The sequence below is a fragment of the uncultured Ramlibacter sp. genome, from assembly GCF_936925435.1.
Taxonomy (GTDB): domain Bacteria; phylum Pseudomonadota; class Gammaproteobacteria; order Burkholderiales; family Burkholderiaceae_C; genus Ramlibacter.
This window is the reverse complement of sequence record NZ_CAKZHQ010000002.1, coordinates 35809-60324: the sequence shown is the minus strand read 5'-3', so window position 1 is coordinate 60324 and position 24516 is coordinate 35809. Positions and strand designations below refer to the sequence as shown.

At 67.3% G+C, this 24516-nt stretch carries 23 protein-coding genes; 8 read left to right on the top strand and 15 right to left on the bottom strand.

Going from position 1 to position 24516, the window contains the following annotated elements; translation table 11 throughout:
- Positions 1-53: 53 nt before the first annotated feature.
- Both Q0632_RS00330 and cysE read left to right on the top strand, forming a co-directional pair.
- Positions 54-779 carry an RNA methyltransferase gene (locus tag Q0632_RS00330; RefSeq protein ID WP_298923165.1) on the top strand — a complete coding sequence of 242 codons (726 nt, stop codon included), beginning with the start codon at positions 54-56 and terminating at the stop codon, positions 777-779.
- 10 nt (positions 780-789) lie between these two features.
- Positions 790-1569: a serine O-acetyltransferase gene (gene cysE, locus Q0632_RS00325; RefSeq protein ID WP_298923163.1), complete on the top strand. Its 780-nt coding sequence runs from the start codon at positions 790-792 to the stop codon at positions 1567-1569.
- A 1-nt stretch (position 1570) separates the two neighbouring features.
- Here cysE and mog read toward each other — a convergent pair whose 3' ends face one another.
- Entirely contained in the window at positions 1571-2164 is a 594-nt protein-coding gene (gene mog / locus Q0632_RS00320) for a molybdopterin adenylyltransferase (protein WP_298923161.1), read from the bottom strand.
- Positions 2157-2783 (bottom strand): ribosome biogenesis factor YjgA, encoded by a 627-nt coding sequence (yjgA, locus tag Q0632_RS00315; RefSeq protein WP_298923159.1) that lies wholly within the window; start codon positions 2781-2783, stop codon positions 2157-2159. Before yjgA ends, mog begins: the two co-directional genes overlap by 8 nt.
- Before the next feature lie 58 nt (positions 2784-2841).
- On the opposite strand from yjgA, the gene pmbA reads away from it, so the two are divergent.
- On the top strand, positions 2842-4218 hold the full coding sequence (gene pmbA / locus Q0632_RS00310) for a metalloprotease PmbA (protein WP_298923157.1): 1377 nt from the start codon (positions 2842-2844) through the stop codon (positions 4216-4218).
- Between the two features lie 85 nt (positions 4219-4303).
- On the opposite strand, the gene Q0632_RS00305 is transcribed toward pmbA, so the two are convergent.
- The 8 genes from Q0632_RS00305 to nirB all read right to left on the bottom strand — a co-directional run bounded on the left by Q0632_RS00305 (position 4304) and on the right by nirB (position 14016).
- Positions 4304-4765: a GatB/YqeY domain-containing protein gene (locus Q0632_RS00305; RefSeq protein WP_298923156.1), complete on the bottom strand. Its 462-nt coding sequence runs from the start codon at positions 4763-4765 to the stop codon at positions 4304-4306.
- Positions 4766-4848: 83 nt separating this feature from the next.
- Complete coding sequence (gene rpsU, locus Q0632_RS00300) at positions 4849-5061, bottom strand: 30S ribosomal protein S21 (protein ID WP_056196873.1); 213 nt, start codon at positions 5059-5061, stop codon at positions 4849-4851.
- Positions 5062-5276: 215 nt separating this feature from the next.
- Positions 5277-6515, bottom strand: coding sequence for an NAD(P)/FAD-dependent oxidoreductase (locus Q0632_RS00295; RefSeq protein ID WP_298923148.1), 1239 nt, complete (start codon positions 6513-6515; stop codon positions 5277-5279).
- A 31-nt stretch (positions 6516-6546) separates the two neighbouring features.
- Positions 6547-7338 (bottom strand): uroporphyrinogen-III C-methyltransferase, encoded by a 792-nt coding sequence (gene cobA / locus Q0632_RS00290; protein WP_298923146.1) that lies wholly within the window; start codon positions 7336-7338, stop codon positions 6547-6549.
- Complete coding sequence (ybiB, locus tag Q0632_RS00285) at positions 7335-8267, bottom strand: DNA-binding protein YbiB (protein WP_298923144.1); 933 nt, start codon at positions 8265-8267, stop codon at positions 7335-7337. Before ybiB ends, cobA begins: the two co-directional genes overlap by 4 nt.
- 68 nt (positions 8268-8335) lie before the next feature.
- Positions 8336-11128 (bottom strand): nitrate reductase, encoded by a 2793-nt coding sequence (locus Q0632_RS00280; RefSeq protein WP_298923875.1) that lies wholly within the window; start codon positions 11126-11128, stop codon positions 8336-8338.
- A 15-nt stretch (positions 11129-11143) separates the two neighbouring features.
- Complete coding sequence (nirD, locus tag Q0632_RS00275; protein WP_298923873.1) at positions 11144-11566, bottom strand: nitrite reductase small subunit NirD; 423 nt, start codon at positions 11564-11566, stop codon at positions 11144-11146.
- Between the two features lie 2 nt (positions 11567-11568).
- Positions 11569-14016 (bottom strand): nitrite reductase large subunit NirB, encoded by a 2448-nt coding sequence (gene nirB, locus Q0632_RS00270; protein ID WP_298923142.1) that lies wholly within the window; start codon positions 14014-14016, stop codon positions 11569-11571.
- Between the two features lie 271 nt (positions 14017-14287).
- Between nirB and Q0632_RS00265 the strand changes: the two genes are divergently transcribed.
- On the top strand, positions 14288-15535 hold the full coding sequence (locus Q0632_RS00265) for a type IV pili methyl-accepting chemotaxis transducer N-terminal domain-containing protein (RefSeq protein WP_298923140.1): 1248 nt from the start codon (positions 14288-14290) through the stop codon (positions 15533-15535).
- 24 nt (positions 15536-15559) lie between these two features.
- Here the strand turns inward: Q0632_RS00265 and Q0632_RS00260 are convergent, their stop codons facing one another.
- From Q0632_RS00260 to Q0632_RS00245, 4 genes are all read right to left on the bottom strand, one after another.
- A complete protein-coding gene (locus tag Q0632_RS00260) occupies positions 15560-16366 on the bottom strand; it encodes an ABC transporter ATP-binding protein (RefSeq protein ID WP_298923139.1) in 807 nt (268 codons plus the stop codon).
- Positions 16363-17292 (bottom strand): nitrate ABC transporter permease, encoded by a 930-nt coding sequence (gene ntrB, locus Q0632_RS00255; protein WP_298923137.1) that lies wholly within the window; start codon positions 17290-17292, stop codon positions 16363-16365. Before ntrB ends, Q0632_RS00260 begins: the two co-directional genes overlap by 4 nt.
- Positions 17293-17301: 9 nt before the next feature.
- The gene (locus Q0632_RS00250) at positions 17302-18549 is read right to left on the bottom strand and encodes a CmpA/NrtA family ABC transporter substrate-binding protein (RefSeq protein ID WP_298923135.1); all 1248 of its coding nucleotides are present in this window, start codon (positions 18547-18549) and stop codon (positions 17302-17304) included.
- Positions 18550-18853: 304 nt separating this feature from the next.
- The gene (locus tag Q0632_RS00245; protein WP_298923133.1) at positions 18854-20080 is read right to left on the bottom strand and encodes a nitrate regulatory protein; all 1227 of its coding nucleotides are present in this window, start codon (positions 20078-20080) and stop codon (positions 18854-18856) included.
- A gap of 48 nt (positions 20081-20128) precedes the next feature.
- Between Q0632_RS00245 and tsaD the strand changes: the two genes are divergently transcribed.
- Positions 20129-21175, top strand: a complete 1047-nt coding sequence (gene tsaD, locus Q0632_RS00240) for a tRNA (adenosine(37)-N6)-threonylcarbamoyltransferase complex transferase subunit TsaD (RefSeq protein ID WP_298923131.1) — start codon at positions 20129-20131, stop codon at positions 21173-21175.
- On the opposite strand, the gene Q0632_RS00235 is transcribed toward tsaD, so the two are convergent.
- A complete protein-coding gene (locus Q0632_RS00235; protein ID WP_298923129.1) occupies positions 21168-21548 on the bottom strand; it encodes an Hsp20 family protein in 381 nt (126 codons plus the stop codon). The two genes, tsaD and Q0632_RS00235, sit on opposite strands and share 8 nt — an antisense overlap.
- A 99-nt stretch (positions 21549-21647) precedes the next feature.
- Here Q0632_RS00235 and Q0632_RS00230 point away from each other — a divergent pair, with 99 nt between their 5' ends.
- The 3 genes from Q0632_RS00230 (at position 21648) to rpsO (ending at position 24488) form a co-directional block, all read left to right on the top strand.
- A complete protein-coding gene (locus Q0632_RS00230) occupies positions 21648-22925 on the top strand; it encodes a branched-chain amino acid ABC transporter substrate-binding protein (RefSeq protein WP_298923127.1) in 1278 nt (425 codons plus the stop codon).
- Positions 22926-22934: 9 nt separating this feature from the next.
- Positions 22935-24098 carry a pyridoxal phosphate-dependent aminotransferase gene (locus tag Q0632_RS00225; RefSeq protein WP_298923125.1) on the top strand — a complete coding sequence of 388 codons (1164 nt, stop codon included), beginning with the start codon at positions 22935-22937 and terminating at the stop codon, positions 24096-24098.
- Between the two features lie 123 nt (positions 24099-24221).
- Positions 24222-24488 (top strand): 30S ribosomal protein S15, encoded by a 267-nt coding sequence (gene rpsO / locus Q0632_RS00220; RefSeq protein WP_298923123.1) that lies wholly within the window; start codon positions 24222-24224, stop codon positions 24486-24488.
- Positions 24489-24516 lie beyond the last annotated feature (28 nt).

Genomic DNA, 24516 nt, shown 5'->3' with positions numbered 1-24516 from the left:
AGACTGCCCGGCGATGCGGACAGCGACAATACGCCCATTTTACCGCCCTCTGTGTGAATACACGTTTCATCCTCCTGAACACCAGCCACGCCGGCAATGTGGGCGCGGCCGCCCGCGCCATGAAGACCATGGGTTTTTCCGACCTGGTGCTGGTCGCCCCCCGCTGGGCCAATGTGCTGCGCCGCGAAGAAACCATCCAGCGTGCCAGCGGCGCCCTGGACGTGCTGGAGAACGCCCGCATCGTCGAGACCCTGGACGAGGCGATTGACGGCATGGGCTACCTGTGCGCCACGGCCATGACGCCGCGCGACTTCGGCCCGCCCACCTCGACCCCGCGCGAGCACCTGCCGGGCCTGGCCGCCACGGCGCAGAACGTGGCCTTCCTGTTCGGGTCCGAGCGTTTCGGCATGCGCAACGAGGATGTCTACCGCTGCCATGTGGCCCTGAGCATCCCGACCAATCCGGGCTTTGGCTCGCTCAACCTGGGTGCCGCCTTGCAGCTGGTGGCCTATGAATGGCGCATGGCCCTGGGTGGCTATGCGGTGCAAGCGGCCGCCCCCGAGGCCGTGCCGGCCGATGCCCAGGCCCTGGCGGGCATGCTGGAGCACTGGGAGCGGGCCCTGGTGGACATCGAGTACCTCGACCCCGCCGTGCCCAAGAAGCTGATGCCGCGCCTGAACCAGCTGTTCAACCGGGCCCAGCCCACGGTCGAAGAGATCCACATTCTTCGCGGTGTGGCCAAGGCCATGTCGCAAGCAGCGAAAAAGCCGAAGCTTTAGACTTCCAGCCATGTTCAGCCGCCTTCGTTCCGACATCCAGTGCATCCTCGACCGCGACCCTGCCGCGCGCAGCACGTGGGAGGTGATCACCTGCTACCCGGGCCTGCATGCCCTGGTGCTGCACAGGCGCGCGCACTGGTGCTGGAACCATGGCCTCAAGTGGCTGGGCCGCTTCATCTCGCACATCTCGCGCTGGCTCACCGGCATCGAGATCCATCCGGGCGCCAAGATCGGCGAGCGGGTCTTCTTCGACCATGCCATGGGCGTGGTGGTGGGCGAGACCGCGGAAATCGGCGACGGCTGCACCATCTACCAGGGCGTGACCCTGGGCGGCACCTCGCTGTACAAGGGCGCCAAGCGTCATCCCACGCTGGGCAAGGACGTGGTGGTCAGCGCCGGCGCCAAGGTGCTGGGCGGCTTCGAGGTGGGCGACGGCGCCAAGATCGGCAGCAATGCGGTGGTCATCAAGCCCGTGCCTGCGGGCGCCACGGCCGTGGGCATCCCGGCACGCATCATCCCGTCGCGCACCGGCGAGAGCGCCGACCTGGCCACCCAGGCAGCCAAGAAGTTCTCGGCCTACGGCATCACGCTGGACGATGATCCGATCGGCCAGGCCATGAAGGGCCTGATCGACAGCGCCTCCTCGCAGGACCACCAGATCGCCCTGCTGTGGCAGGCCATCGAGAAGCTCTCGGCCTCTTCCCGCAGCAGCGACGATTGCGTGCCCGAGGACGCGGCGCTCAAGGAGTGTTTCGAGGCCGCCAAGCTCACCCAGCTGGTGGGCAAATAGCTCAGGGCTTCAGCGGTCGCACGGCCGACTTGGGCCGGAAGGCCTTGCAGACGGCGTCGTTGGTTTCCAGGTAGGGCCCGCCGATCAGGTCCACGCAATAGGGCACGGCCGCGAAGATGCCGTTGACCAGTTGCTCGCCTTGTTCCGACTTCAGGCCCTCCAGCGTCTCCTGGATGGATTTGGGCTGGCCGGGCAGGTTGATGACCAGGCTCTTGCCGCGGATGACGGCGACCTGGCGCGACAGGATGGCCGTGGGCACGAAGCGCAGGCTGATCTGGCGCATCTGCTCGCCAAAGCCCGGCATTTCCTTGTCGGCAATCGCCAGGGTGGCCTCGGGCGTGACGTCGCGCGGCGCCGGGCCGGTGCCACCGGTGGTCAGCACCAGGGCGCAGCCGGCGTCCACCAGCGAGACCAGGGCGGCGCTGATGCCGGCCTGCTCGTCGGGGATCAGGCGCTCGTCGAATGTGATGGGGTTCTTCAAGGCCCTGGACAGCCAGTCTTTCAGGGCCGGCAGGCCCTTGTCCTGGTAGACGCCACTGGAGGCGCGGTCGCTGACCGAGACGATGCCGATGCGCACGGCATCGAACTCACTCATCGTCATTGCGATGTTCCAGGTGCTCGCGGACCAATTGGAAGATGTCCCGGTAGGCCCGGCCATGGCGCGGCGCCAAGCCCTGCGACTCGGCGGCCTTGTCGGGCGGGTTGTCCTTGCGCGCCTGGCGCACCAGGGCGCGCAGCTGCTGGACGTCGGTGCGCGGGTGGGCGGCCAGCCACAAGGCCAGGGCCTCGTCGTCGGCGATCAGTTTGTCCCGCCATTGCTCGGCCTGGTGCAGGGCCAGCCGCTCGGCGGCCGAGCCCCTGTGCTGGTCTTCCAGTGCATCGCGCACCGATTGCAGGGTCTCGGGATCGAGCAGGCGCATGAGCTTGCCGATGAACTGCATCTGGCGGCGCTTGCCCTCGAAATTGGTGATGCGGTTGGCCTCGACCAGGGCGTCCTGGAGCTTTTCGGACAGGCCGATGCGCTCGAGCAGGTCAGCGCGCAGGGTCAGCAAAGCCTCACCGAGCTTTTGCAGTTCGGTGCTCTCGCGCTTGAGGTCGGTCCTGCTGGCGTCGGCTGTGCCGCGAAGCTCGGCCTTGAGCTGCAGGTCGAGTTCGCTGCCTTCGGCGACGAACTCGCCGCGTACGAAGTAGCCTTTTTTGGGTTTGCGTGACATCTGGGGATCCGGGGGAGTGGCGCTGCGGGTGAGCGGCCGCCGGTATCATAGCCCCGGTATGAACAAACCCGATCCCCGAGCCGACCGCGGCTTCAGCTACAGCCGCGCCTATTTTGAAGAACTGGTCGACTCGGCCCTGGCGCACGCCAGGAAGCTTGGCGCCAGCGATGCCGGCGCCGAGGCCTCCGAAGGCTGCGGCCTGTCGGTCTCGGTGCGCAAGGGCGAGCTGGAGAACGTGGAGCGCAACCGCGACAAATCGCTGGGCGTGACCGTCTACATTGGCCACCGCCGTGGCAATGCGAGCACCTCAGACTTTTCCAAGGCGGCCATCGCCCAGACCGTGCAGGCGGCCTACGACATCGCCCGCTTCACCGCCGAAGACCCGGTGGCCGGCCTGCCCGACGCCCAGGACATCGCCGGCCCCAAGGAGCAGCCCGACCTGGATCTGTTCCACCCCTGGGACATCGACAGCGAGCGGGCCGCCCAACTGGCGCTGGCCTGCGAGGCCGCGGCCTTCCAGACCAGCAAGCGCATCACCAACAGCGAGGGCGCCGGTGTCTCGGCCCAGCAAAGCCATTTCTTCAGCGCCCATTCGCGCGGTTTTCGCGGTGGCTACGCCAGCTCGCGCCACTCGCTCTCGGTGGCGCCGATTGCCGGCAAGGGCGACGGCATGCAGCGCGACGCCTGGTACAGCTCGATGCGCTCGGCCGACGAACTGGCCTCGCCCGAAGCCATCGGCCGCTATGCCGCCGAGCGGGCGCTGTCGCGCCTGAAGTCACGCAAGATCAGCACCCGCGAATGCCCGGTGCTGTTCGAGTCGCCGCTGGCCGCCGGCCTGCTGGGCGCCTATGTCCAGGCCACCAGCGGCGGCGCGCTGTACCGCAAGAGCAGCTTCCTGCTCGATTCGCTGGGCAAGAAGGTCTTCCCCAAGCACATCGACATCCATGAAGACCCGACGCTCAAGCGCGGCAAGGGCAGCGCCGCCTTCGACGAAGAGGGCGTGCGCACCAGTGCGCGCAAGGTGGTGGACGGCGGCCGCGTCGAGGGTTACTTCCTGAGCAGCTATTCGGCCCGCAAGCTGGGCATGAAGACCACCGGCAACGCCGGCGGCTCGCACAACCTGACCATGCGCTCGCGCCAGACGAAAAATGGCGACGACCTGGACGCCATGCTGCGCAAGCTGGGCACGGGGCTGTTCGTGATCGAGCTGATGGGGCAGGGCGTCAACTACGTGACGGGCGACTATTCGCGCGGCGCCAGCGGCTTCTGGGTGGAGAACGGCCGCATCGCCTACCCGGTCCAGGAGATCACCATTGCCGGCAACATGAAGGACATGCTGGCCGGCATCCAGGCCATCGGTGCCGACACCTACAACTACGGCGCCAAGACCGTGGGCTCCATCCTGGTCAACAGGATGAAGCTGGCAGGAAGTTAAGGCCCCCACGCTCGCTCACTGCGTGTAGCTCGCTGCCCCCGAGGGGGCCTTCGCGCCTTGGGGCGGCCCAGCGGCGCTCAAAACCTCAAGGGGCCAGTGCTGCCTTCACAGCGGCGCTGACCTGGCCCATGTCGGCCTTGCCGGCGAGCTTGGCCTTGACGGCGCCCATGACCTTGCCCATGTCGGCGGGGCCTGCGGCTCTTCCCAATTCCACGCCGAGTTCGGCGACGATGGCTTTGACTTCAGAGGCCACTTCTTCGGCCGACAGGCGCGCCGGCAGGTAGGCCTGCAGCACGAGGGACTCGGACTTCTCCTTGTCGGCCAGGTCCTGGCGACCGGCCTTCTCGAAGGCCTCGATGCTGTCCTTGCGCTGCTTGAGCATCTTGTCGACGATGGCGATGACGGCCACGTCGTCCAGCTCCACGCGCTCGTCCACTTCCTTTTGCTTCATCGCGGCGGTCAGCAGGCGGATTGTGCCCAGGCGCTCGCTGTCCTTGGCGCGCATGGCGTCCTTCATCTCATTGGTGATGCGTTCTTTGAGGGACATGGTTGTTCTTTCTGGTTCAGGAATGAAAAAAGCCTGCTTGAGCGTCCCCAGCAGGCTTTTTTCGGTGCCGCGAGGGCAGCAGCTTAGAACAGCTTCTTGGGAAGCTGCATGCTGCGCACGCGCTTGTAGTGGCGCTTGACGGCGGCTGCCTTCTTGCGCTTGCGCTCGGCGGTGGGCTTTTCGTAGAACTCGCGGGCGCGCAGTTCGGTCAGCAGGCCCAGCTTTTCGATGGTGCGCTTGAAGCGGCGCAGAGCCACGTCGAAGGGCTCGTTTTCTTTAACACGGATGGTCGTCATTCGAATGATTTCAAAATGTGCCGGGAGAAGATCAGGCTCCGGGCGGGGGTCCCCAACTGTAAGTTGATCAGGCCGTTGGGGTTTGCCAGCAAAGCCCGAGATTATAGCCTCCCCGCGGCTTTGGGCAAGCGGCACCGTCCAAGCCCCCCGCGCGGCGGGAAATCTGGCCGAATTCCCCGGCCCGCCCCAGGCGCACCGCCGGGCTTGGGTGCGCCCTAGGCCTGGGCCTGGGCCATCGCCTGGGCGCAGGCATGGCCGCTGGCCCAGGCCCACTGGAAGTTGTAGCCGCCCAGCCAGCCGGTCACGTCCACCACCTCGCCGATGAAGTACAGGCCGGGCTGCTTCGATTCCAGGCTTTGCGAGGACAGGTCGCGCGTGTCCACGCCGCCGGCCGTGACTTCGGCCTTCTTGTAGCCCTCGCTGCCGGTGGGCACCAGCTCCCACTGGACCAGGCGCGCGGCCAGCGCAGCCAGGGCCTTGTCGCTGGTATCGGCCACCGGCCGCTGCCAGGCCGCATCCTGCTGCACCCAGGCCTCGGCCAGGCGCGAGGGCACGATGGCCGCCAGCTCGTTGACCAGCAGCTTGCGCGAGCTGACCTTGGCCTGGGCCAGGGCCTCGATCAGGCCCGCCTCGGGCGCCAGGTTCAGGCGGATCGACTCGCCGCTGCGCCAGTAGCTGGAGATCTGCAGCACGGCCGGCCCCGACAGGCCGCGGTGGGTGAACAGCAGGTCTTCCTGGAAGGCCATGCGCTGCTTCTTCGTCCCGGTCTCGATCACCACAGGCAGGGCCAGGCCGGCCAGCTGCGCATAGGGGGCCCAGGCCTCGCCGTCGAAGGTCAGGGGCACCAGGGCCGGGCGGGGTTCGACCACGCGCAGGCCGAACTGGCGCGCGACGCGGTAGCCGAAGTCGGTGGCGCCTATCTTGGGGATGGACAGCCCGCCGGTGGCGATGACCACGTGGCGGGCCTGGACCACGCCCCGATCGCTATCGATTTCATAGCGGTAGGCGTCCGTTCCATGAGGGCTGGAGGCCGATTCGCGGATATTTTCGACTTTGCAGGGCTGCCAGCGGGTGACGCCGCCGGCCTCGCACTCGGCCAGCAGCATGCGGATGAAGTCCTCGGAGGAGCGGTCGCCGAACAGTTGGCCCTTGTGCTTCTCGTGGAAGGGGATGGCGTGTTTTTGCACCAGGGCGATGAAGTCCTGCGGCGTGTAACGCGACAGGGCCGAGCGGCAGAAGTTCGGGTTCTCGCCCAGAAAGTGCTTGTGCGGCGCGCGCGGGTCGAGGTCGCGGTTGGTGAAGTTGCAGCGCCCGCCACCGGCGATGCGCACCTTCTCGGCGACTTTTTCGCTGTGGTCGACCAGCAGGACCTTCAGGCCCAGCTGGCCGGCGACGCCGGCGCAGAACAGGCCGGCCGCGCCGGCGCCGATGACGACGGTATCGAAAGATTGCATGCGCCGCAGTGTATGCGGCGGGGCGACCCGCTCAGGCGGCGCGCGAGTGGGTCTGCGTTGCGGTGCTTGCAGCCACGCCGCGCACCACGTCACCCACGACGATGACCGAGGGGCTGGCCAGCTGCTCGCTGTCCAGCGTGGCGGCCAGCGCACCCAGCGTGGTCACGGCGTGGCGCTGGTCGGGCAGGCTGGCGCGCTGCACGATGGCCACCGGCGTGGAAGCCGGCAGGCCGGTGAGCAACTCCTGCTGGATGCGCGTGGCGCCGGTGACGCCCATGTAGATCACCAGAGTCAGGCGGGCGTCGCGCACCGTCGCGGCCAGCGCGCGCCAGTCCGTGCCTTCGGCGCCGGGCCGCGCATGGCCGGTGACGAAGACCACGCCATGGGCATGCTCGCGGTGGGTCAGGGCCACGCCCAGCGAGGTGACTGCCGCCAGGCCCGCCGTGATGCCGTTGACCACGCGCACCTCGATGCCGGCGGCCTTCAGGTGCTCGACCTCCTCGCCGCCGCGGCCGAAGATGAAGGGATCTCCACCCTTGAGGCGCACCACGTTCTCGCCCTCGCGTGCCGCCATCACCATCAGCTTCTCGATGAAGGCCTGCGGTGTGCTCTTGCAGCCGCCGCGCTTGCCGACGTGGACGATGCGCGCACCCGGCGCGGCCAGTGCCACGACCTCGTCGCTGACCAGGTCGTCCACCATCAGCACGGTGGCCGCCTGGATGGCCTTGACGGCCTTGAGCGTCAGCAGCTCCGGGTCGCCGGGGCCGGCGCCGACCAGGGTGACCAGGCCTGCGCCGGGAAAGGTGTCGATGCTGCTGCTCATGCTGTTTCTGCCATGGGGGTCGGGGTGGATGCGTGGACCAATTGCAAGATATGTTCCACCTGCAGGGCCAGCGAGTCCGGCACCGGTTTGCGCCCTGCCAGCACATCCTGGATGTAGGCGGCGGTGGTTTCGGGCGAGATGTCCTTGGGCAGGTCGGGCAGATCGGTGAGCGTGCCCTTGCGGCCTTCCTGCAGCGCCACCCGCCGACCGGCAATGAAGCCGTCCATCTGCGGCAGGCGGCGGGCGTCGGCCACCACTTCGCCCTCGGTGCCGCGCAGCAGCAAGGCCGTGGAGCCCATCAGTTCGAACACCTCGGCCATCGAGATGGCGTATTCCGGATGGGTGTAGCTGCTGACGATCACGGCCGGGCCGGCGCAGGGATTCATCAGCTTGACCAGGCTGTGGCCGGAGTTGCGCAGGCCGACAACCCGCCGCACGTCCAGCAGGCGTTTCAGGCCGGGGCTGAGCAATTCGGTCGGCAGGTAGGCCGCTTCGCCGTTGGCAATCGGACCCACCGAGGTGCGCGCACGCATGCCCAGGGCCTCGAGCACGTGCGGGACGAAAACGCGGCTGGTCTCGGTGGCCGTGCCGTGCACCAGCACGGGCACGCCGCGCTGCGCCAGCAGCAGGGCCAGCAGGGGCGTGAGCACCGGCAGCTTGCGCGCGCCGTTGTAGCTGGGCAGGACCACCAGCGGCTTGTCACCCGCGGGCACATGGTTCAGGCGCGCAGCCATGGCATCGAGAAAGCCGGCCATCTCCTGCGCTGTCTCGCCCTTGATGCGCATGGCCAGGCAAAAGCCGCCCAGTTCCAGGTCGCTGACCGTGCCGTCCAGGATCTGGCCGAACAGGTCGGTGGCCTGGGCGCGGCTGAGCGAACGCGCGCCCTGCTTGCCGCGGCCGATTTCCTTGATGTACTGGCTGATGCCCATGGTCTTTGCTTGTTGCCCCGATTTTCACAGAGCGCTGATGACTTCCAGCTATATGCCGAATATGGCCATCATGCCGCCTGCGGCAGGGCGCTGGCCGGCAGGCTGGCGCGCACCATGCGCTTGAGTTCGGGCACGCAGGAGCCGCAGTTGGTACCGCACTTGAGCGCTGCCTGCAGCGAGGCCAGGCGCGCTTCGGGGCCGCCGGTGGCGCTGGACAGCTGGTGGGCGATCGCCGTGTCGCTGACATTGAAGCAGGTGCAGATCTGCTTGCCAGCGGCGCGCACGGCCAGCGGCGGCTGGCCGCCGGGCGCCAGCAGCTGGCGGCCATAGGCCTGGGCCGGCAGTTCGTCCTGCAGCAGGGTGCGGATCCAGGCCTGGGCGCTGGTGTCGCCGGCCAGCACAAAGGCTTCCAGCTGGGCCTGGTCGCCGTGGCGTACCAGGCGCATGGCGCGGCGCTGGCCCTTGCGCTTGTCGGCATAGCGCAGGGCGTCGGCCCCACCCACGCCCATCAGGCCCTCGATGCGTTGCAGCAGCTCGTCGGGCGGCGCCTCATGGGCTGCGGCGCGCAGCATCACGCCGGCGCGCTCGCGTCCGAAGGGCACACAGGAGGCGAAGGGGAACAGGCCCATGATCTGGCGCAGCTGCTCGCGCGTCGCCAGGGCGTCGGCCTCGGGCAGCCAGGCCAGGGCCAGCAGCGACCAGGGCAGTTCGGCCTTGAGGATCTTCACCGCCGCGTGTTTGAGTTCGGGCTGCTTGGAGCTGGGGCAATAGGCCGAGGTGGTCAGCGCGTTGACGCCAGCGAGCCGCTCGCCGCTGGCGGAGCAGCCGCTGAGGAACTCGCCGCCCCAGTGCATGGCCATGAAGGCCTGGTTCAGGCCCAGCGCGTTGCTGGCCTGCGCCGGCACCACGATGGAGCCGCGCTTGCTGGTGACGTGGACCAGGTCTCCTTCGACCAAGCCGCGGCGCTGCATGTCCTGAGGATGCAGCTCGATGGACGGCTCGGCCACATGGCCGAACAGCCGGCCCAGCGTGCCGGTGCGGCTCATGCCGTGCCAGTGGTCGCGCAGCCGGCCGGTGGTCAGCGAAAAGGGATAGCGCGACTCGCGCGGCTCGGCCAGCGGCTTGTAGACCGTGTTGGCGAAGCGCGCTTTGCCATCGGCCGTCGGGAAGACGCCGTCTTCGTACAGCCTGGCCTTGCCTGTGCTTTGCCCTTCGCGCAGCGGCCATTGCTGCGGCGCGCGCTCCAGCATGGCGTAGCCCATGCCGGTGATGTCCAGGTCGCGGCCGCGGGTCGATTCGCGGTGCTCGTTCCAGATCATTTCGGCGCCGGCGTCGGTCAGGGGATAGGGGAAGAGCGTGGGCTGGCCGGGCCGCAACTGTTTTTCGAGCCGCTGCGCGAATTCCACCGCGATCGCCCAGTCATGGCGCGTGCCGCCGGGCGCCGGCACGGCAGGCAGCACCCGGCTGATGCGGCGTTCGCTGTTGGTGACGGTGCCGGTCTTCTCGCCCCAGCTGGTGGCCGGCAGCAGCAGGTCGGCGTAGTCGCAGCTGGCGGTGGTGGAAAACGCCTCCTGCACGACGATGAATTCGGCGCGCTGCAGGGCGCGGCGCACCGTGGCCTGGTCGGGCATGGACTGGGCCGGGTTGGTGCAGGCAATCCACAAGGCCTTGATCTCGCCGTCGGCCGCGGCCTGGAACATCTCCACCGCAGTCTTGCCCGGCTTGTCCGGCACCGAGGGAACACCCCACAGTGCCGCGACTTCGGCGCGGTGCTGCGGGTTGGCCATGTCGCGGTGGGCACTGAGCAGGTTGGCCAGGCCGCCGACCTCGCGCCCTCCCATGGCATTGGGCTGGCCGGTCAGCGAGAAGGGGCCGGCGCCGGGTTTGCCAATCTGGCCAGTGGCCAGGTGCAGGTTGATCAGGGCGGCGTTCTTGGCCGTGCCGCTGCTGGACTGGTTCAGGCCCTGGCAGTACAGGCTGAGTGTTGCGGGGGATGTTGCGAACATCTTCGCCGCGGCGAACAGGTCTTCCTTGGTGATGCCGCAGATCTGGGCCACCAGCTCGGGCGTGCAGTCGCGCACCGTGGCCTTGAGTTCGTCGAAGCCGCTGGTGTGGGCGGCGATGTAGGCGGGGGCTGTCCAGCCCTCCCACAGCATGATGTGCAGCAGGCCGTTGAACAGCATCACGTCCGTGCCCGGCTGGATGGGCAGGTAGAGATCGGCGATCTCGGCGGTGTCTGTCTTGCGCGGGTCGCAGAAGATGATCTTGAGCTGCGGGTTGGCGGCCCTGGCGTCCTCGATACGGCGAAACAGGATGGGATGGGCCCAGGCCGTGTTGCTGCCGACGATGAAGATGCAGCCGGCGTGGTTGACGTCGTCGTAGCAGTTGGGCGGCGCATCGGCGCCCAGGGTGAGCTTGTAACCGGCCACCGCGCTGCTCATGCACAGGCGCGAGTTGGTGTCGACGTTGTTGGTGGCGATCAGGCCCTTGGCCAGCTTGTTGAAGACGTAGTAGTCCTCGGTCAGCAACTGGCCCGAGATGTAGAAGCCGACCGCGTCGGGCCCGTGCTCCTGGATGACGCGACCGAAGCGAGCGGCCGCCAGGTCCAGCGCCTCGTCCCAGCCGACGCGCTGCGGTGTGTCGCCGCGCTGTTCGCGGCGCATGGGATGCAGCAGGCGGGCCTGGCGGGTGATGGGTGCGGTGGCGGTCAGATGCAGGGTCGAGCCCTTGGTGCACAGGCGGCCGAAGTTGGCCGGATGGTCCGGGTCGCCGCGCACGCCGGTGATCTGCTCACCCTCGCTCTCGATCACCACGCCGCAGCCCACGCCGCAGTAGGGGCAGGTGGACTTGGTTTCTTTCAGGGCCATGTGCAGGACTCAGGCTGTGTGCGGTGCCTGCACGTCGAAGGTCTGGTCGCCGACGGCGCCGGTGCTGGCCTGGGGACCGGCCTTGGGGGCGGCCAGGTCCAGCGCCAGGGTGGCCAGCTCCACCGCGTCCAGCAGCACCTGGCCGGCCTCGACCTTGCAAGCGAATCTGGGCGTGCAGCCTTCGTCCGCGCCCTTGGCGCAGCCATCGTCCAGGCCGATGGTCCAGTTGTGCAGCGGGCAGGCGACGCTGGTGCCGAAGACGATGCCCTGCGACAGCGGGCCGCCCTTGTGCGGGCAGCGGTCCAGCAGGGCGAAGACCTGGTCCTCGCTGTTGCGGAACACCGCCACGTCCACCCCTTGGGGCCGCGCCACCCGGCGCGAGCCCAGCACCGGGATGTCTTCGACCCGGCAGATGACGGTCCAATCGTTCATGTTCATGCCTTTTGCTCCGCCAATTCCAGCTTGTTGAACTGGCGGGTGTCGACCGCCGCCTTGTCGTGCTCGAACCAGGGGTCGGGCTCGCCGTCCAGGCTGAACTGCAGGCGATCCCACAGGGCCTTGCGGCCTTCGTGGTCCTCCAGGATCTTCTGCTTCACATGCTCCATGCCGACCCGGCCCACGTAATGCACGGTGCGCTCCAGATACCAGCCTTCCTCGCGGTACAGCTGCAGGAAGGCGCCGGAATACTCCAGCACCTCGGCGGCGGTCTTGAGCTTGCAGAAGAACTGGCCGGCCTCGGTCTTGATGCCGCCGTTGCCGGCGATGTAGATCTCCCAGCCGGAGTCGACGCCGATCACGCCCACGTCCTTGATGCCCGACTCGGCGCAGTTGCGCGGGCAGCCGGAGACGGCGAGCTTGACCTTGTGCGGCGCATACATGCGCCACAGGGCGCGCTCCAGGTCCTTGCCCATCTGCGTGCTGTCCTGCGTGCCGAAGCGGCACCACTCGCTGCCCACGCAGGTCTTGACCGTGCGCAAAGCCTTGGCATAGGCGTGGCCCGAGGGCATGCCGATGTCCTTCCAGACGTTCTGCAGGTCTTCCTTCTTGACGCCCAGCAGGTCGATGCGCTGGCCGCCTGTGACCTTGACGGTGGGGATCTTGTACTTGTCCACCGCGTCGGCGATGCGGCGCAGCTCGTCGGCCGTGGTCTCGCCGCCCCACATGCGCGGGATCACCGAGTAGGTGCCGTCCTTCTGGATGTTGGCGTGGCTGCGCTCGTTGATGTAGCGGCTTTGCGGATCGTCCTGGTACTCCTTGGGCCAGGTCGACAGCAGGTAGTAGTTGACCGCCGGCCGGCAGGAGGCGCAGCCGTTGGGTGTGCGCCAGGCCATGGCCTTGTAGACATCGGCGACGGCCAGCAGGTGGTCGGCCTTGATGGTGTCGCGCACTTCCTGGTGGCTGCGGTCGGTGCAGCCGCACATGGCCTTTGTCTTGGGCGCGGCCGAATAGTCGCCGCCGGCGGTGAACATGATGATCTGCTCGACCAGGCCGGTGCAGGAGCCGCAGGAGGCGCTGGCCTTGGTGTGCTTGCGCACCTCGTCCAGGGTGAACAGGCCTTTTTCCTTGATGGCCTTGCAGATCGTTCCCTTGCTGATGCCGTTGCAGCCGCAGACCTCGTCGGCGTCTGCCATGGCAGCGGCGCGGTTCTGTCCCTGGTGGCCGGTGTCACCCAGGTTGGACTCGCCGAACATCAGCTTGTCGCGGATCCCGGCCACGCTGCGGCCCTCGCGCAGCAGCTTGAAGTACCAGCTGCCGTCCACTGTGTCGCCATACAGGCAGGCGCCCACCAGCTTGTCGTCCTTGATCACCAGCTTCTTGTAGACGCCGCCGAAGGGATCGGACATCACCAGCTCCTCGGTGCCTTCGCCGCCCATGAATTCCCCGGCGGAAAACAGGTCGATGCCGGTGACCTTGAGTTTGGTGGAGGTGAGCGAGCCGGTGTAGCGGCCGATGCCGTACTGGGCCAGGTGGTTGGCCGCCACCTTGGCCTGCTCGAACAGCGGCGCCACCAGGCCGTAGGCGATGCCGCGGTGCGCCGCGCACTCGCCCACCGAATAGATGCGCGCATCGGTCACGGTCTGCATGGTGTCGTTGACCACGATGCCGCGGTTGCAATGCAGGCGCATGGCCTCGGCCAGCTGGGTGTTGGGGCGGATGCCCACGGCCATGACCACCAGGTCGGTTGCGACCTCGGTGCCATCCTTGAACTTGATCGATTGCACGCGACCCTCGGCGTTGCCGGTGAGCTCCTGGGTCTGGGCGCCAATCATGAACTTCAGGCCGCGGTCTTCCAGCGACTTTTGCAGCAGCTTGCCGGCCACATCATCGAGCTGGCGCTCCATCAGCCAGGGCATGACGTGGACCACGGTGACCTCCATGCCGCGCAGCATCAGGCCGTTGGCCGCTTCCAGGCCCAGCAGGCCGCCGCCGATGACGACTGCCTTCTTGTACTTGGTCGAAGCATCGATCATCGCGTTGGTGTCGGCGATGTCGCGGTAGGCGATCACGCCTTGCAGGTCCTTGCCCGGCACAGGCAGGATGAAGGGATTGGAGCCGGTGCACATCAGCAGCCTGTCGTATTCCTCTTCGGTGCCGTCGTCGGCGCGCACGATGCGCTTGACGCGGTCGACCTCGACCACCTTCTTGCCGGCGTGCAGGGTGATGCCGTTGTCTTTGTACCAGTCCCAGGAATTGAGCACGATCTCGTCCAGGGTCTGCTCGCCAGCCAGCACCGGCGACAGCAGGATGCGGTTGTAGTTGGGATGCGGCTCGGCGCCGAACACGCTGATGTCGTACTGGCCGGGCGCGATCTTGATCAGCTCTTCCAGGGTGCGGACGCCGGCCATGCCGTTGCCGACCATCACGAGTTTCATCTTCTTCATCGCGGAACTCCTGTCTGGGAAAGGGGGACGCCGTTCATTGCGCGCCGGCCTCTGAGGGAGGCACAGCAGCAAAGACTGGAAGGGGGGGCGGTCCGAGGCCAGGCTTGGCGGCTCGAACTGGACAGCGCACGGCGTTGTGCGCGCGACCGAAGGCAGGGATGCACGGTCCGGGTGCAGCGTCACACCCGTTGGCAAGACTGAGGCATGGACCGTGCCAGTTGTGCGGGGCTTGCACTATGCTGGAGACCCTTTTGCCTGCTGCTGCGCCGCCGTGACCACTGTTTTGCTGATCCAATCGCCCGACCCCGCCGCACCGGCGCTGGCCGCCGACCTGCGCGCCGCCGGCTTCACCCTGCAGGACAGCATGGAACCGGTGCATCTGGTGCGCGAGGCCGTGCGCGGCAGTCCCGATGTCCTTGTCTGCTGGGTGGCGCGGCCCGATGCCGCCTTCTTCACGGCGCTGCGCACCCTGCAGGCTCAGCAGGCCCTGCCGGTGCTGGTGTTCACCCAGGATGCCGGCGTCGAGGCCATGACCCAGGCGCTGGAGGCCGGCGTCCACGCCTGGGTGGTCCAGGGCTATGCGCCGCAGCGCCTGCGGCCTCTGGTGCATCTGGCGCAGGCCCGCGCCGCCCACGAAGCGCGCCTGCGCGGCACGCTGGCCGACCTGTCCGAGCGTTTCGAGGAGCGCAAGCTGGTCGACCAGGCCAAGGGCCTGCTGATGCGCGCCAGCCGGGTCTCGGAGGAGGAGGCCTTCGGCTTGTTGCGCACCGCTTCCATGCATGGCAACCAGCGCGTCGGCCAGGTCTCTCGCCAGGTCATCGATGCCGCGCGCACGGCCGAGGCGATCAACCGGGCCGGCCAGCAGCGCATGCTGTCGCAGCGCCTGGTCAAGCTCTATGCATTGGCCTGCAGCCAGACCGATGCGCCCGCCGCCCTGGCTTTGCTGCGCCAGTCGGTGCAGCGGGTCGACGAGAACCTCAAGGCACTGGACAAGGGCCTGTCCGATGCCACCTACGGCGACCTGCTGCGCGCCACACGCGCCGGCTGGGAGGGCTTGCGCACCACGCTGGAGCAGGCCCCGGTGCTGCAGCAGCTGGCGGCCCTGGACAGCCAGGCCGAGGCCATGCGGTTGCAGGCCGACGCCCTGGTGCTGGCGCTGGAGGGCTCCGGCCAGGCAACGACCGTGCATGTGGTCAACGTGGCGGGCCGCCAGCGCATGCTGTCGCAGCGCGTGGCCAAGCAGGCCCTGTTGGGCGTGACGGGCGCGCTGCTGCAAGAGAGCATCGTCGCTGTCGAGGAAGGTTTGGCCAGCCTGGCTGCCGCGCCCTTGTCCACGGGCGAGATCCGCGAGCTGCTGGCGGCGGCGCAGCAGGCCTGGGCCGCGCTGCGCACGGCCTTGCCGCGCGCAGGCGATACCGCAGGCCGGCGCAAGCTGGCCGCTGCCAGCGAAGAGCTGCTGGCGCTTTTCGAGCGGCTGACGGCGGCGTACCAGCACAGCGTCCAGGTTCTGTTGGGTTGACGGCGGCACGGCCAGCGGCGGGGTTCAGGCCGCCTGCTTCTCCACATGGGCCTGGCGCGTGTAGAGGAAGTCGATCACTGCCTTGCGGTAGTGCACGTATTGCGGGTCTTCGGCCAGCGCCACGCGGTTGCGCGGGCGCGGCAGCTCCACGCTCAGGATCTCGCCGATGGTGGCGGCCGGCCCATTGGTCATCATCACGATACGGTCGGACAGCAGCACTGCCTCGTCCACGTCGTGCGTCACCATCACCACCGTGCTGCGTGTCTTGGCCACGATCTGCAGCAGCTCGTCCTGCAGCTTTGCGCGCGTCAGCGCATCCAGCGCGCCAAAGGGCTCGTCCATGAGCAGCACCTTGGGCTCCATCGACAGGGCGCGTGCTATCCCCACCCGCTGCTTCATGCCCCCGGAGATTTCGCCCGGGCGCTTCTGCGCCGCGGCGGTCAGGCCCACCAGGGCCAGCGCCGCCTCGGTGCGGGCCTTGAGCTGCGCCTTGTTCTCGGTGGCGGCGAACACCCGTTCGACCGCCAGGTAGACGTTTTCGAAGCAGGTCAGCCAGGGCAGCAGGGAATGGTTCTGGAACACCACGCCGCGGTCCGGGCCGGGGCCTGAGATCTCGCGGTTGGCGCAGATCAGGGTGCCGTCGCTGGGCAGGGTCAGGCCGGCGATCAGGTTGAGCAGGGTGGACTTGCCGCAGCCCGAGTGCCCGATCAGTGCCACGAACTCGCCCTTGGCAACCGCTAGGTCGATGTCGCGCAGCGCGACGAAGGGACCCTTCTTGGTCTTGAAGGTCTGGCCCACGCCCTGGATCTCGATGTACTTGCTGTCACTCATGATTTGACCTCTTCAAAGGTGAATGCCGTGGCCAGCTTGATCAGCGCGAACTCCAGCAGCAGGCCCACCATGCCGATGACGAAGATGGCGATGATGATGTTCTTGACGTTGAGGTTGTTCCACTCATCCCAGACCCAGAAGCCGATGCCGACGCCGCCGGTCAGCATCTCGGCCGCCACGATCACCAGCCAGGCCGTGCCCACCGCCAGTCGCACGCCGGTCAGCATGTAGGGCAGGACGGCGGGAAACAGGATCTTGGTGAAGATCTTCCATTCGCTCAGATTGAGCACGCGGGCCACGTTCATGTAGTCGCTGGGCACGCGCTGCACGCCGACGGCGGTGTTGATCACCATCGGCCAGATCGAGCAGATGAAGATGGTCCAGATGGCGGCCGGGTTGGCGCCCTTGAACACCAGCAGGCCGATCGGCAGCCAGGCCAGGGGCGACACCGGCCGCAGCAGGCTGATCAGCGGGTTGAACATGCGTGACAGGAAGGTGAAACGGCCAATCAGGAAGCCGGCCGGGATGCCGACGATGGCCGCCAGTCCGAAGCCCATGGCCACGCGCTTGAGCGAGGACAGGATGTTCCAGCCGATACCCTGGTCGTTCGGGCCCTTGGAATAGAAGGGGTCGCTGAAGACGCCGACTGCCTGCTTGAAGGTCTCGGCCGGCGAGGGGATGCTGGCACCCGTGCCCATGGACACCATGGCCCAGATGCCGACCAGGAAGGCCAGGCCCAGCACCGGCGGCAGCACCTGCAGCCACAGGCCGCGCCAGTCAAAGGGCTGGCGCGTGACGGCTGTCGCGGGCTTGGTGTGCATGGGCTCGTTGGCCGCCACGGCATGGGCGGCCGAAGGCCCGGTGCGCGGCGATTCGGAGGGCTCGGGCATGACAGAGGTAGGGGTGTGGAATACGGCGCTGACCATGGCGGCTCCTTAAACGCGGACCTTGAACGAGTCGGCATACTTCTTCGGGTCCTTGCCATCCCAGGTGACGCCGTCGATCATCTTGACGCTGCGCATCACGTCCTTGGGCACGCTGGCCTTGGCCTGGGTGGCGGCCTGCTTGTACAGGTCGATCTGGTTGATCTGCTTGGCGACGGCCAGGTAGTCCGGATGCTCCTTGAGCAGGCCCCAGCGCTTGTGCTGGGTGAGGAACCACATGCCGTCGGTCAGATAGGGCATGCCCACCAGACCATCGTTGTAGAACTTCATGTGGTTGGGGTCGTCCCAGGTCTTGCCCATGCCATCCTGGTAGCGGCCCAGGATGCGCTGGTTGATGGCGTCGACGCTGGTGTTGACGTAGCTCTTGTCGGCCACCGTCTCGGCCATCTTCTGCTTGTTGGCAAGGCTGGCGTCGATCCACTTGCCGGCCTCGATGATGGCGGCCGTGACGGCGCGCGAGGTGTTGGGATACTTCTTGACGAACTCCGCCGTCGTGCCCAGCGCCTTTTCGGGATGGTCCTTCCAGATGTCCTGGGTGGTCACGCCGGTCACGCCGATGCCGTCGATGATGGCGCGGTGCCCCCAGGGCTCGCCCACGCAGTAGCCATCCATGTTGCCCACCCGCATGTTGGCCACCATCTGCGGCGGCGGCACGGTGATGACCTTGACGTCCTTCATCGGGTTCACGCCGTATGTGGCCAGCCAGTAATACAGCCACATGGCATGGGTGCCCGTGGGGAAGGTCTGGGCAAAGGTGTATTCGCGCTTTTCCGTGGCCATCAGCTTGGCCAGCGAGGCGCCATCGACGGCGCCCTTGTCGGCCAGTTTCTTGGACAGCGTGATGGCCTGGCCGTTGTGGTTCAGGTTCATCAGGATGGCCATGTCCTTCTTGGGGCCGCTGGTGCCCAGGTGCACGCCGTAGATCAGGCCCCACAGCACGTGGGCCATGTCCAGTTCGCCGCTGACCAGCTTGTCGCGCACGCCGGCCCAGGAGGCTTCCTTGGTCGGGATGATCTTCACGCCGTATTTCTTGTCGAAGCCCAGCACCGAGGCCATGACCACGCTGGCGCAATCGGTCAGCGGGATGAAGCCGATCCTGACTTCCTCTTTCTCTGGCTTGTCCGAGCCCTGGGCGTAGACCATGCTGCGCAGGGCGGGCGAGACACCGGCCACGCCAACAGCGGCGGCCTGCAGCACGGTGCGTCGTGAGAGTTTGGTGCGAAGTGTGTCGTGGTTCACGGTGTTCTCCAGGCAGAAGTCAAAGCAAAGGCAAAAAAGAAAACGGCGCCCATCGCACCACTGCCTTGCAGTGGGGATGGACGCCGTTGTCCAGAGATTCAGGGTTGAAAACCGCAACCTGTGCCGCCGTTGGCCCAGGTCTCCCGGAGTTCAAAGCAGGGACTGTGCCAGCCTGCGCATTTGACCTTGTTTTCCCTCTGTGGAGGCCTGTTTTCCGGCCTGCTGGAGCGCTGCTGGCCCGCACGGTTTTGGGCCTTTTCGTGCCTGGGCGGGCACGACTTTTGTGCGCCGCCGCAAAAAGAACTCAGCGGCCGGCCGGCAGGGCCTGGGCCAGGGCCAGGACGGCTTCGGCGACGTCGATCAGGCGCCGCTTCTGGTTCATGGCCATCTGGCGCAGGGTCTTGTAGGCCTCTTCTTCGGTCAGTTGCCGGTGCGCCATGAGCAGGCCCTTGGCGCGTTCGACCACTTTGCGCTCCTTGAGCGTCGCACGCACGGTGTCGAGCTCGTCGCTCATGGCCTGCAGGCGCTGGGCCTGCTCCTGCACCATGCCCAGGATGGAACGCTCCAGATGCGGGCCATAGCGCGTCGGCATGCCAGGCCCGGCGCCGCCGGCCTGGCGTGACAGGTCCTCCAGGATGGCCTGCTGGTCGCGCAGCTCTTCCCGGGCCTGCAGGATGCGGCGTTCGCACAGCCGCCGCAGATTGGCTTCCAGCACGTCCTCCACCGTCTTCATGGCGTCGATGCGGCGGGTGCAGCACTCGTACCAGGTCTGGCTCAGGCCGGGGTCCAGCGCCGCTTCGGCGCGGGCGGTGCAGCCGACCCGGCGCAGACGCTCCTGTTCGGCCCGCACGCTGGCGTCCTGGCTGGCGTGGCAGGCGGCCAGCACGGCGGCATCGCTGAAGTCCTGAAACACCTGGAAGCAGGAGTCCTGCGATTCGATCAGATGGCGCCACTGCTGCTGGCTGGGCAGGTCGGCCTGGCCCGAGGCGAACACCGCCGCGCCGCAGGCACGCTCCTGGCCGGCGAACTCCTTGCCCTGCATGAAATTGAACAGGGCGACCAGGGCGCGCGAGATCTCCGGATCGGTGGCGCTGTCGGCCGCCTCGAAGACCACGGCCAGCAAGCCCGCAATCAGGCGCACAAAGGCGACGGTGGCCTCGCGCGGTGTGAGCGCCTGGGTGGCGATGCGCTGGCGCAAGGCGGGCAGGGTGTCCAGGGCGTGCAGGACGATGGCGACCCTGCTGAACAGGCGGGCGCCGTTGCGAACACGCCCGGTCTCGGTGTCCAGCAGGTCGAACTGGGCCAGCACGTCCTGCGCGGCGCGCTCGCATTCGAGCACCTGCTGCAGGCGCTGGTCGCCATAGCGCACGCCATGCGAGCCCAGGTAGATGTTGGAAATGCCGCGTTCGCGCTGCAGGGCATGGACCAGGCGGCCGACCACGCCCACCAGTTCACTGGTGCGGGCGAGCTGTTCGAGCTCGCCGATCTCGCACTGGCGGGCGGCAACGAGAAAGTTCAGGCGCGAGGTCATTGCCAGGGCATCAGCAACAAGCGTGCCGCGCAGACTTACACTTCATGCATGCTTGTCCTGGGAATCGAGTCGTCGTGCGACGAAACCGGCGCTGCGCTGGTCGAGGCGGGCGCCGTCGGCGTGCCGCGGCTGCTGGCCGACGCGCTGCACAGCCAGATTGAAATGCACCAGGCTTATGGCGGCGTTGTGCCCGAGCTGGCCAGCCGCGACCACATCCGCCGCGTTCTGCCGCTGACCGAACAGGTGCTGCAGGCCAGCGGCCGCCGCCTGGATGAGGTGGACGTGGTGGCCTACACCCGCGGCCCCGGCCTGGCCGGGGCGCTGCTGGTGGGCGCCGGCGTGGCTTGCGCGCTGGGCGCGGCTCTGGACAAGCCGGTGCTGGGCGTGCACCACCTGGAGGGCCACCTGCTGTCGCCCTTCCTCAGCGCCGATCCGCCGCAATTCCCCTTTGTCGCCCTGCTGGTCTCGGGCGGCCACACCCAGCTGATGCGGGTGGACGGCGTGGGCCGTTACGAACTGCTGGGAGAGACCATCGACGACGCCGCCGGCGAGGCTTTTGACAAATCGGCCAAGTTGTTGGGCCTGGGTTACCCCGGCGGCCCGGCGCTGTCGCGGCTGGCGCAACAGGGCAGCGGCACGGCCTTCAAGCTGCCGCGGCCGCTGTTGCACAGCGGGAATCTGGACTTTTCGTTTGCCGGACTGAAGACTGCGGTGATGACGCAGGCCAAGAAGCTGGGCGACGAGCTGGAGGCGCGCAAGGCCGACCTGGCGGCCTCGACCCAGGCCGCCATCGTCGACGTTCTGGTGAAAAAGTCTCTGGCGGCGTTGGAGGTCACGGGCCTGCAGCGCATCGTGGTGGCCGGTGGTGTGGGTGCCAACAGCCTGCTGCGCGAGCAACTCAACGCCGCGTGTGCGAAACGCAGCGTGCGTGTGCACTACCCCGAACTGCAGCTGTGCACCGACAACGGCGCCATGATCGCCATGGCTGCGGCCATGCGTTTGCAGGCCGGAATGCAAACAGCCAGCGGGGTTTACGCATTCGACGTAAAGCCCCGCTGGCCGTTGGCCGAGCTGTCGCAGACAGCGCTTAGCTGATCACGATCTGCTTGACGTTGCTGACCGGGACCTTTTTGGCCAGGGCCAGGGTCAGCACGCCGTTTTCCAGCTTGGCACTGGTGGCTTCGACGTCGATGTCCTGCGGCAGCTCGTAGGCGGCCTTGAACTGGCGCTTGGCTTCGGCCTTGGTCTCGATGCGCACCACGGCGCCTTCGACGTTGATGGCCAGTTCGTCGCGGGTGATGCCGGGCACGTCCAGGGTCACGGTCCAGGCCTTGTCGTCCTGCTCGACGTTGAGGCCACGGGCGGTGTTGGCGGAGAAGGCGTCATTGACGAAGCGCTCGAAGCTGCGGTCGAATGAACGGTACTGGGGCGAGACGGCGCGGGTGCGGACAACGGGTGCGAAAAACATGGTGGCTCCTTCAAGCTGTGGTCACTTACACTGCGCGGCTTTCAACCGATTGCCGCTTGCATCCTATCTGCGCATCCGCGGCTTCTTTTCAAGAGAAACATGCAAGCTAAAAATCTGCGCCGTGGGGTCTTGAAATCATTGGCAGCAGCGCTATGTCTGCCCGCCCTCGCGCTGGCCCAGGGCACGCCGCCGATGGTGAAGATCGCGGTGATCGAGGGCTTTTCCGGCGGCAACGCCAACGGCGGTGAGGCGGTCTTTCGCAACCTGGTGTGGGCGGTGGAGCGTGTCAACCAGCGCGGCGGCGTCAAGACCGCCGAGGGCGTGCGCCGGCTGGCGCTGGAGCGCTACGACAGCAAGGGCCAGACCGAGGAGGCGCTGTCGGCGCTGCGCTCGGCCATCGACGACGGCGCGCGCTTCATCCTGCAGGGCAACTCCTCGGCGGTGGCCGCGGCCATCATCGACGCCATCAACAAGCACAACGAGCGCGAGCCGGGTCGGCGCGTGCTGTTTCTCAACTACTCGGCCGTCGATCCCATCCTGACCAACGAGAAGTGCAGCTACTGGCACTTCCGTTTCGACGCCCACGCCGACATGCGCATGACGGCGTTGATGTCGGTACTCAAGGAGGACAGGGCGCTCAAGTCGGTCTACCTGCTGGGTCAGGACTACAGCTTCGGCCAGGCCGTGCTGCGCGAAGCCCGTCGCCAGCTCGGTGCGCTGCGGCCCGACGTGCAGATCGTCGGCGATGAATTGCACCCGTTGCTGCGCGTGAAAGATTTTTCCCCCTACGCCACCAAGATCAAGGCCAGCGGCGCCGACGCGGTGATCACCGGCAACTTCAGCAACGACCTGACGCTGCTGGTGAAGGCTGCGCGAGAGGTGGGCTTCGACGGCAAGTTCTACACCTTCTACGGCAACGCGCTGGGCGCCCCGGCGGCGCTGGGCGAGGCTGGTGTGGGCAAGGTGCTGGCAGTGGCCGACTGGCTGCCCAATGTGGCCGCGGCGCAGAGCGAGGCCTTCTACCAGGCCTTCCGCCAGCGTTATCCCAAGCCGGCCGACGACTACGTCCACATGCGCATGCAACTCATGATCGAGGCCCTGGCCCAGGCCATCGACCGCGCGGGCTCGGTGGAGGCGGGCGCCGTCGCCCCGCAACTGGAGCGCGCCAGCGTGTCCTTCTTTGGCCAGGGCGGCAGCATGCGCGCGGCCGACCACCAGTTCCAGCAGTCGCTGGTGGTGGGCGTGATGGACCGGCAGGGCACGCCGGGCGTGAAGTTCGACGTCGAAGGCTCTGGCTACGGCTTCCGGGTGGTCAAGACCATTGCGCCGGCGCAGGCGGAAATGCCGCAGTCCTGCAAGATGGTGCGGCCCTCCTAGAATCGCCGCATGCGCCAGGCCATCCAGAACCTCGAAGAGTCGAAAATCCGTGAAGTCGCCAACGCCGGCATGGGGCGCAGCGACGTGCTGGCCTTCTGGTTCGGCGAAAGCGACGAGGTCACGCCCGACTTCATCCGCCAGGCAGCGATCGAGTCGCTGCAAAAAGGCGAGACCTTCTATGCCCACAACCTGGGTCTGCCCGAGCTGCGCGAGGCCGTCGCGGCCTACGCCAGCGCCTTGCATCCGCGCGTCACGAGCGACCGCATTGCCATCACCTCGGGCGGTGTCAATGCCCTGATGCTGGCGGTGCAGGCCCTTGTGGACGCCGGCGACGAGGTGGTGGCGGTGACGCCGGTCTGGCCCAATCTGACGGCCCAGCCGCTGATCATGGGTGCGAGGCTCAAGACCGTGGCCCTGAAACCCGTCAACGGCGCCTGGACCCTGGACCTGCAGGCCTTGCTGGACGCCATCACGCCGGCCACCAAGCTGCTGATCGTCAACGCTCCCAACAACCCCACAGGCTGGACGCTCAGCCGTGCAGAGCAGCAGACCATTCTCGAGCATTGCCGCAAGACCGGCACCTGGATCCTGGCCGATGAGGTCTACGAGCGGCTGTACTACGAGCCCACCGCCAACGGCTGTGCGCCCAGCTTCCTGGATGTGGCTGCGCCCGATGACCGCCTGGTCGTGGCCCACAGCTTTTCCAAGAGCTTTCTGATGACGGGCTGGCGCCTGGGCTGGCTGGTGATGCCGCCGGCCATGACGCCGCAGATGGGCAAGCTGGTCGAATTCAACACCTCTTGCGCCAGCGTGTTCACCCAGCGCGCAGCCATTGCGGCGCTGCAGCGCACGGACGAGGTGACGCCGCGCGTGGTGGCCCACCTCAAGCAGTGCAGGGACACCCTGGTGCCCCTGCTGCAGGCCCTGCCCGAGGTGCGGCTGCAGCCGGCAAAGGGCGGCATGTATGCCTTTTTCCAGCTGGAAGGCCATGCCGACTCCCTGGCCGTGGCCAAGCGCCTGGTGGCCGAGGCCGGCCTGGGCCTGGCCCCGGGCAACGCCTTCGCCCCCGAGGCGCAGGGCTGGCTGCGCTGGTGCTTTGCCTCCAAAGACCTGGCCCGGCTGGGGCAGGGCGTGGACAGGCTCAAAGCCTGGCTGGCCGCCCAGGCCCGTTGAGGCATTCCGGGCTATAATCCCGAGGCTTTGCATTTCTGCAAGCGCACGTGGGCCGCAGTTCCAGCTGCCCACGCAAGTGAAACCCTCCTCATGGCCCAGAGCCGTGAAATCCAAGGAAAACCAATGATCGCATCCTCTATCAAGGCCGAAGTCGTCAAGGCCAACGCGCGCGCCGCCAATGACACCGGCAGTCCCGAAGTGCAAGTGGCCCTGCTGACCGCCCGCATCAACGAGCTGACGCCCCACTTCAAGACCCATGCCAAGGACCACCACGGTCGCCGCGGCCTGCTGCGCATGGTGAACCGCCGCAAGAGCCTGCTGTCCTACCTCAAGGGCAAGGACTTCGACCGCTACGCCGCCCTGATCGCCAAGCTGGGCCTGCGCAAGTAAAGACAATTTGCAGACAAGAACGCCTGAG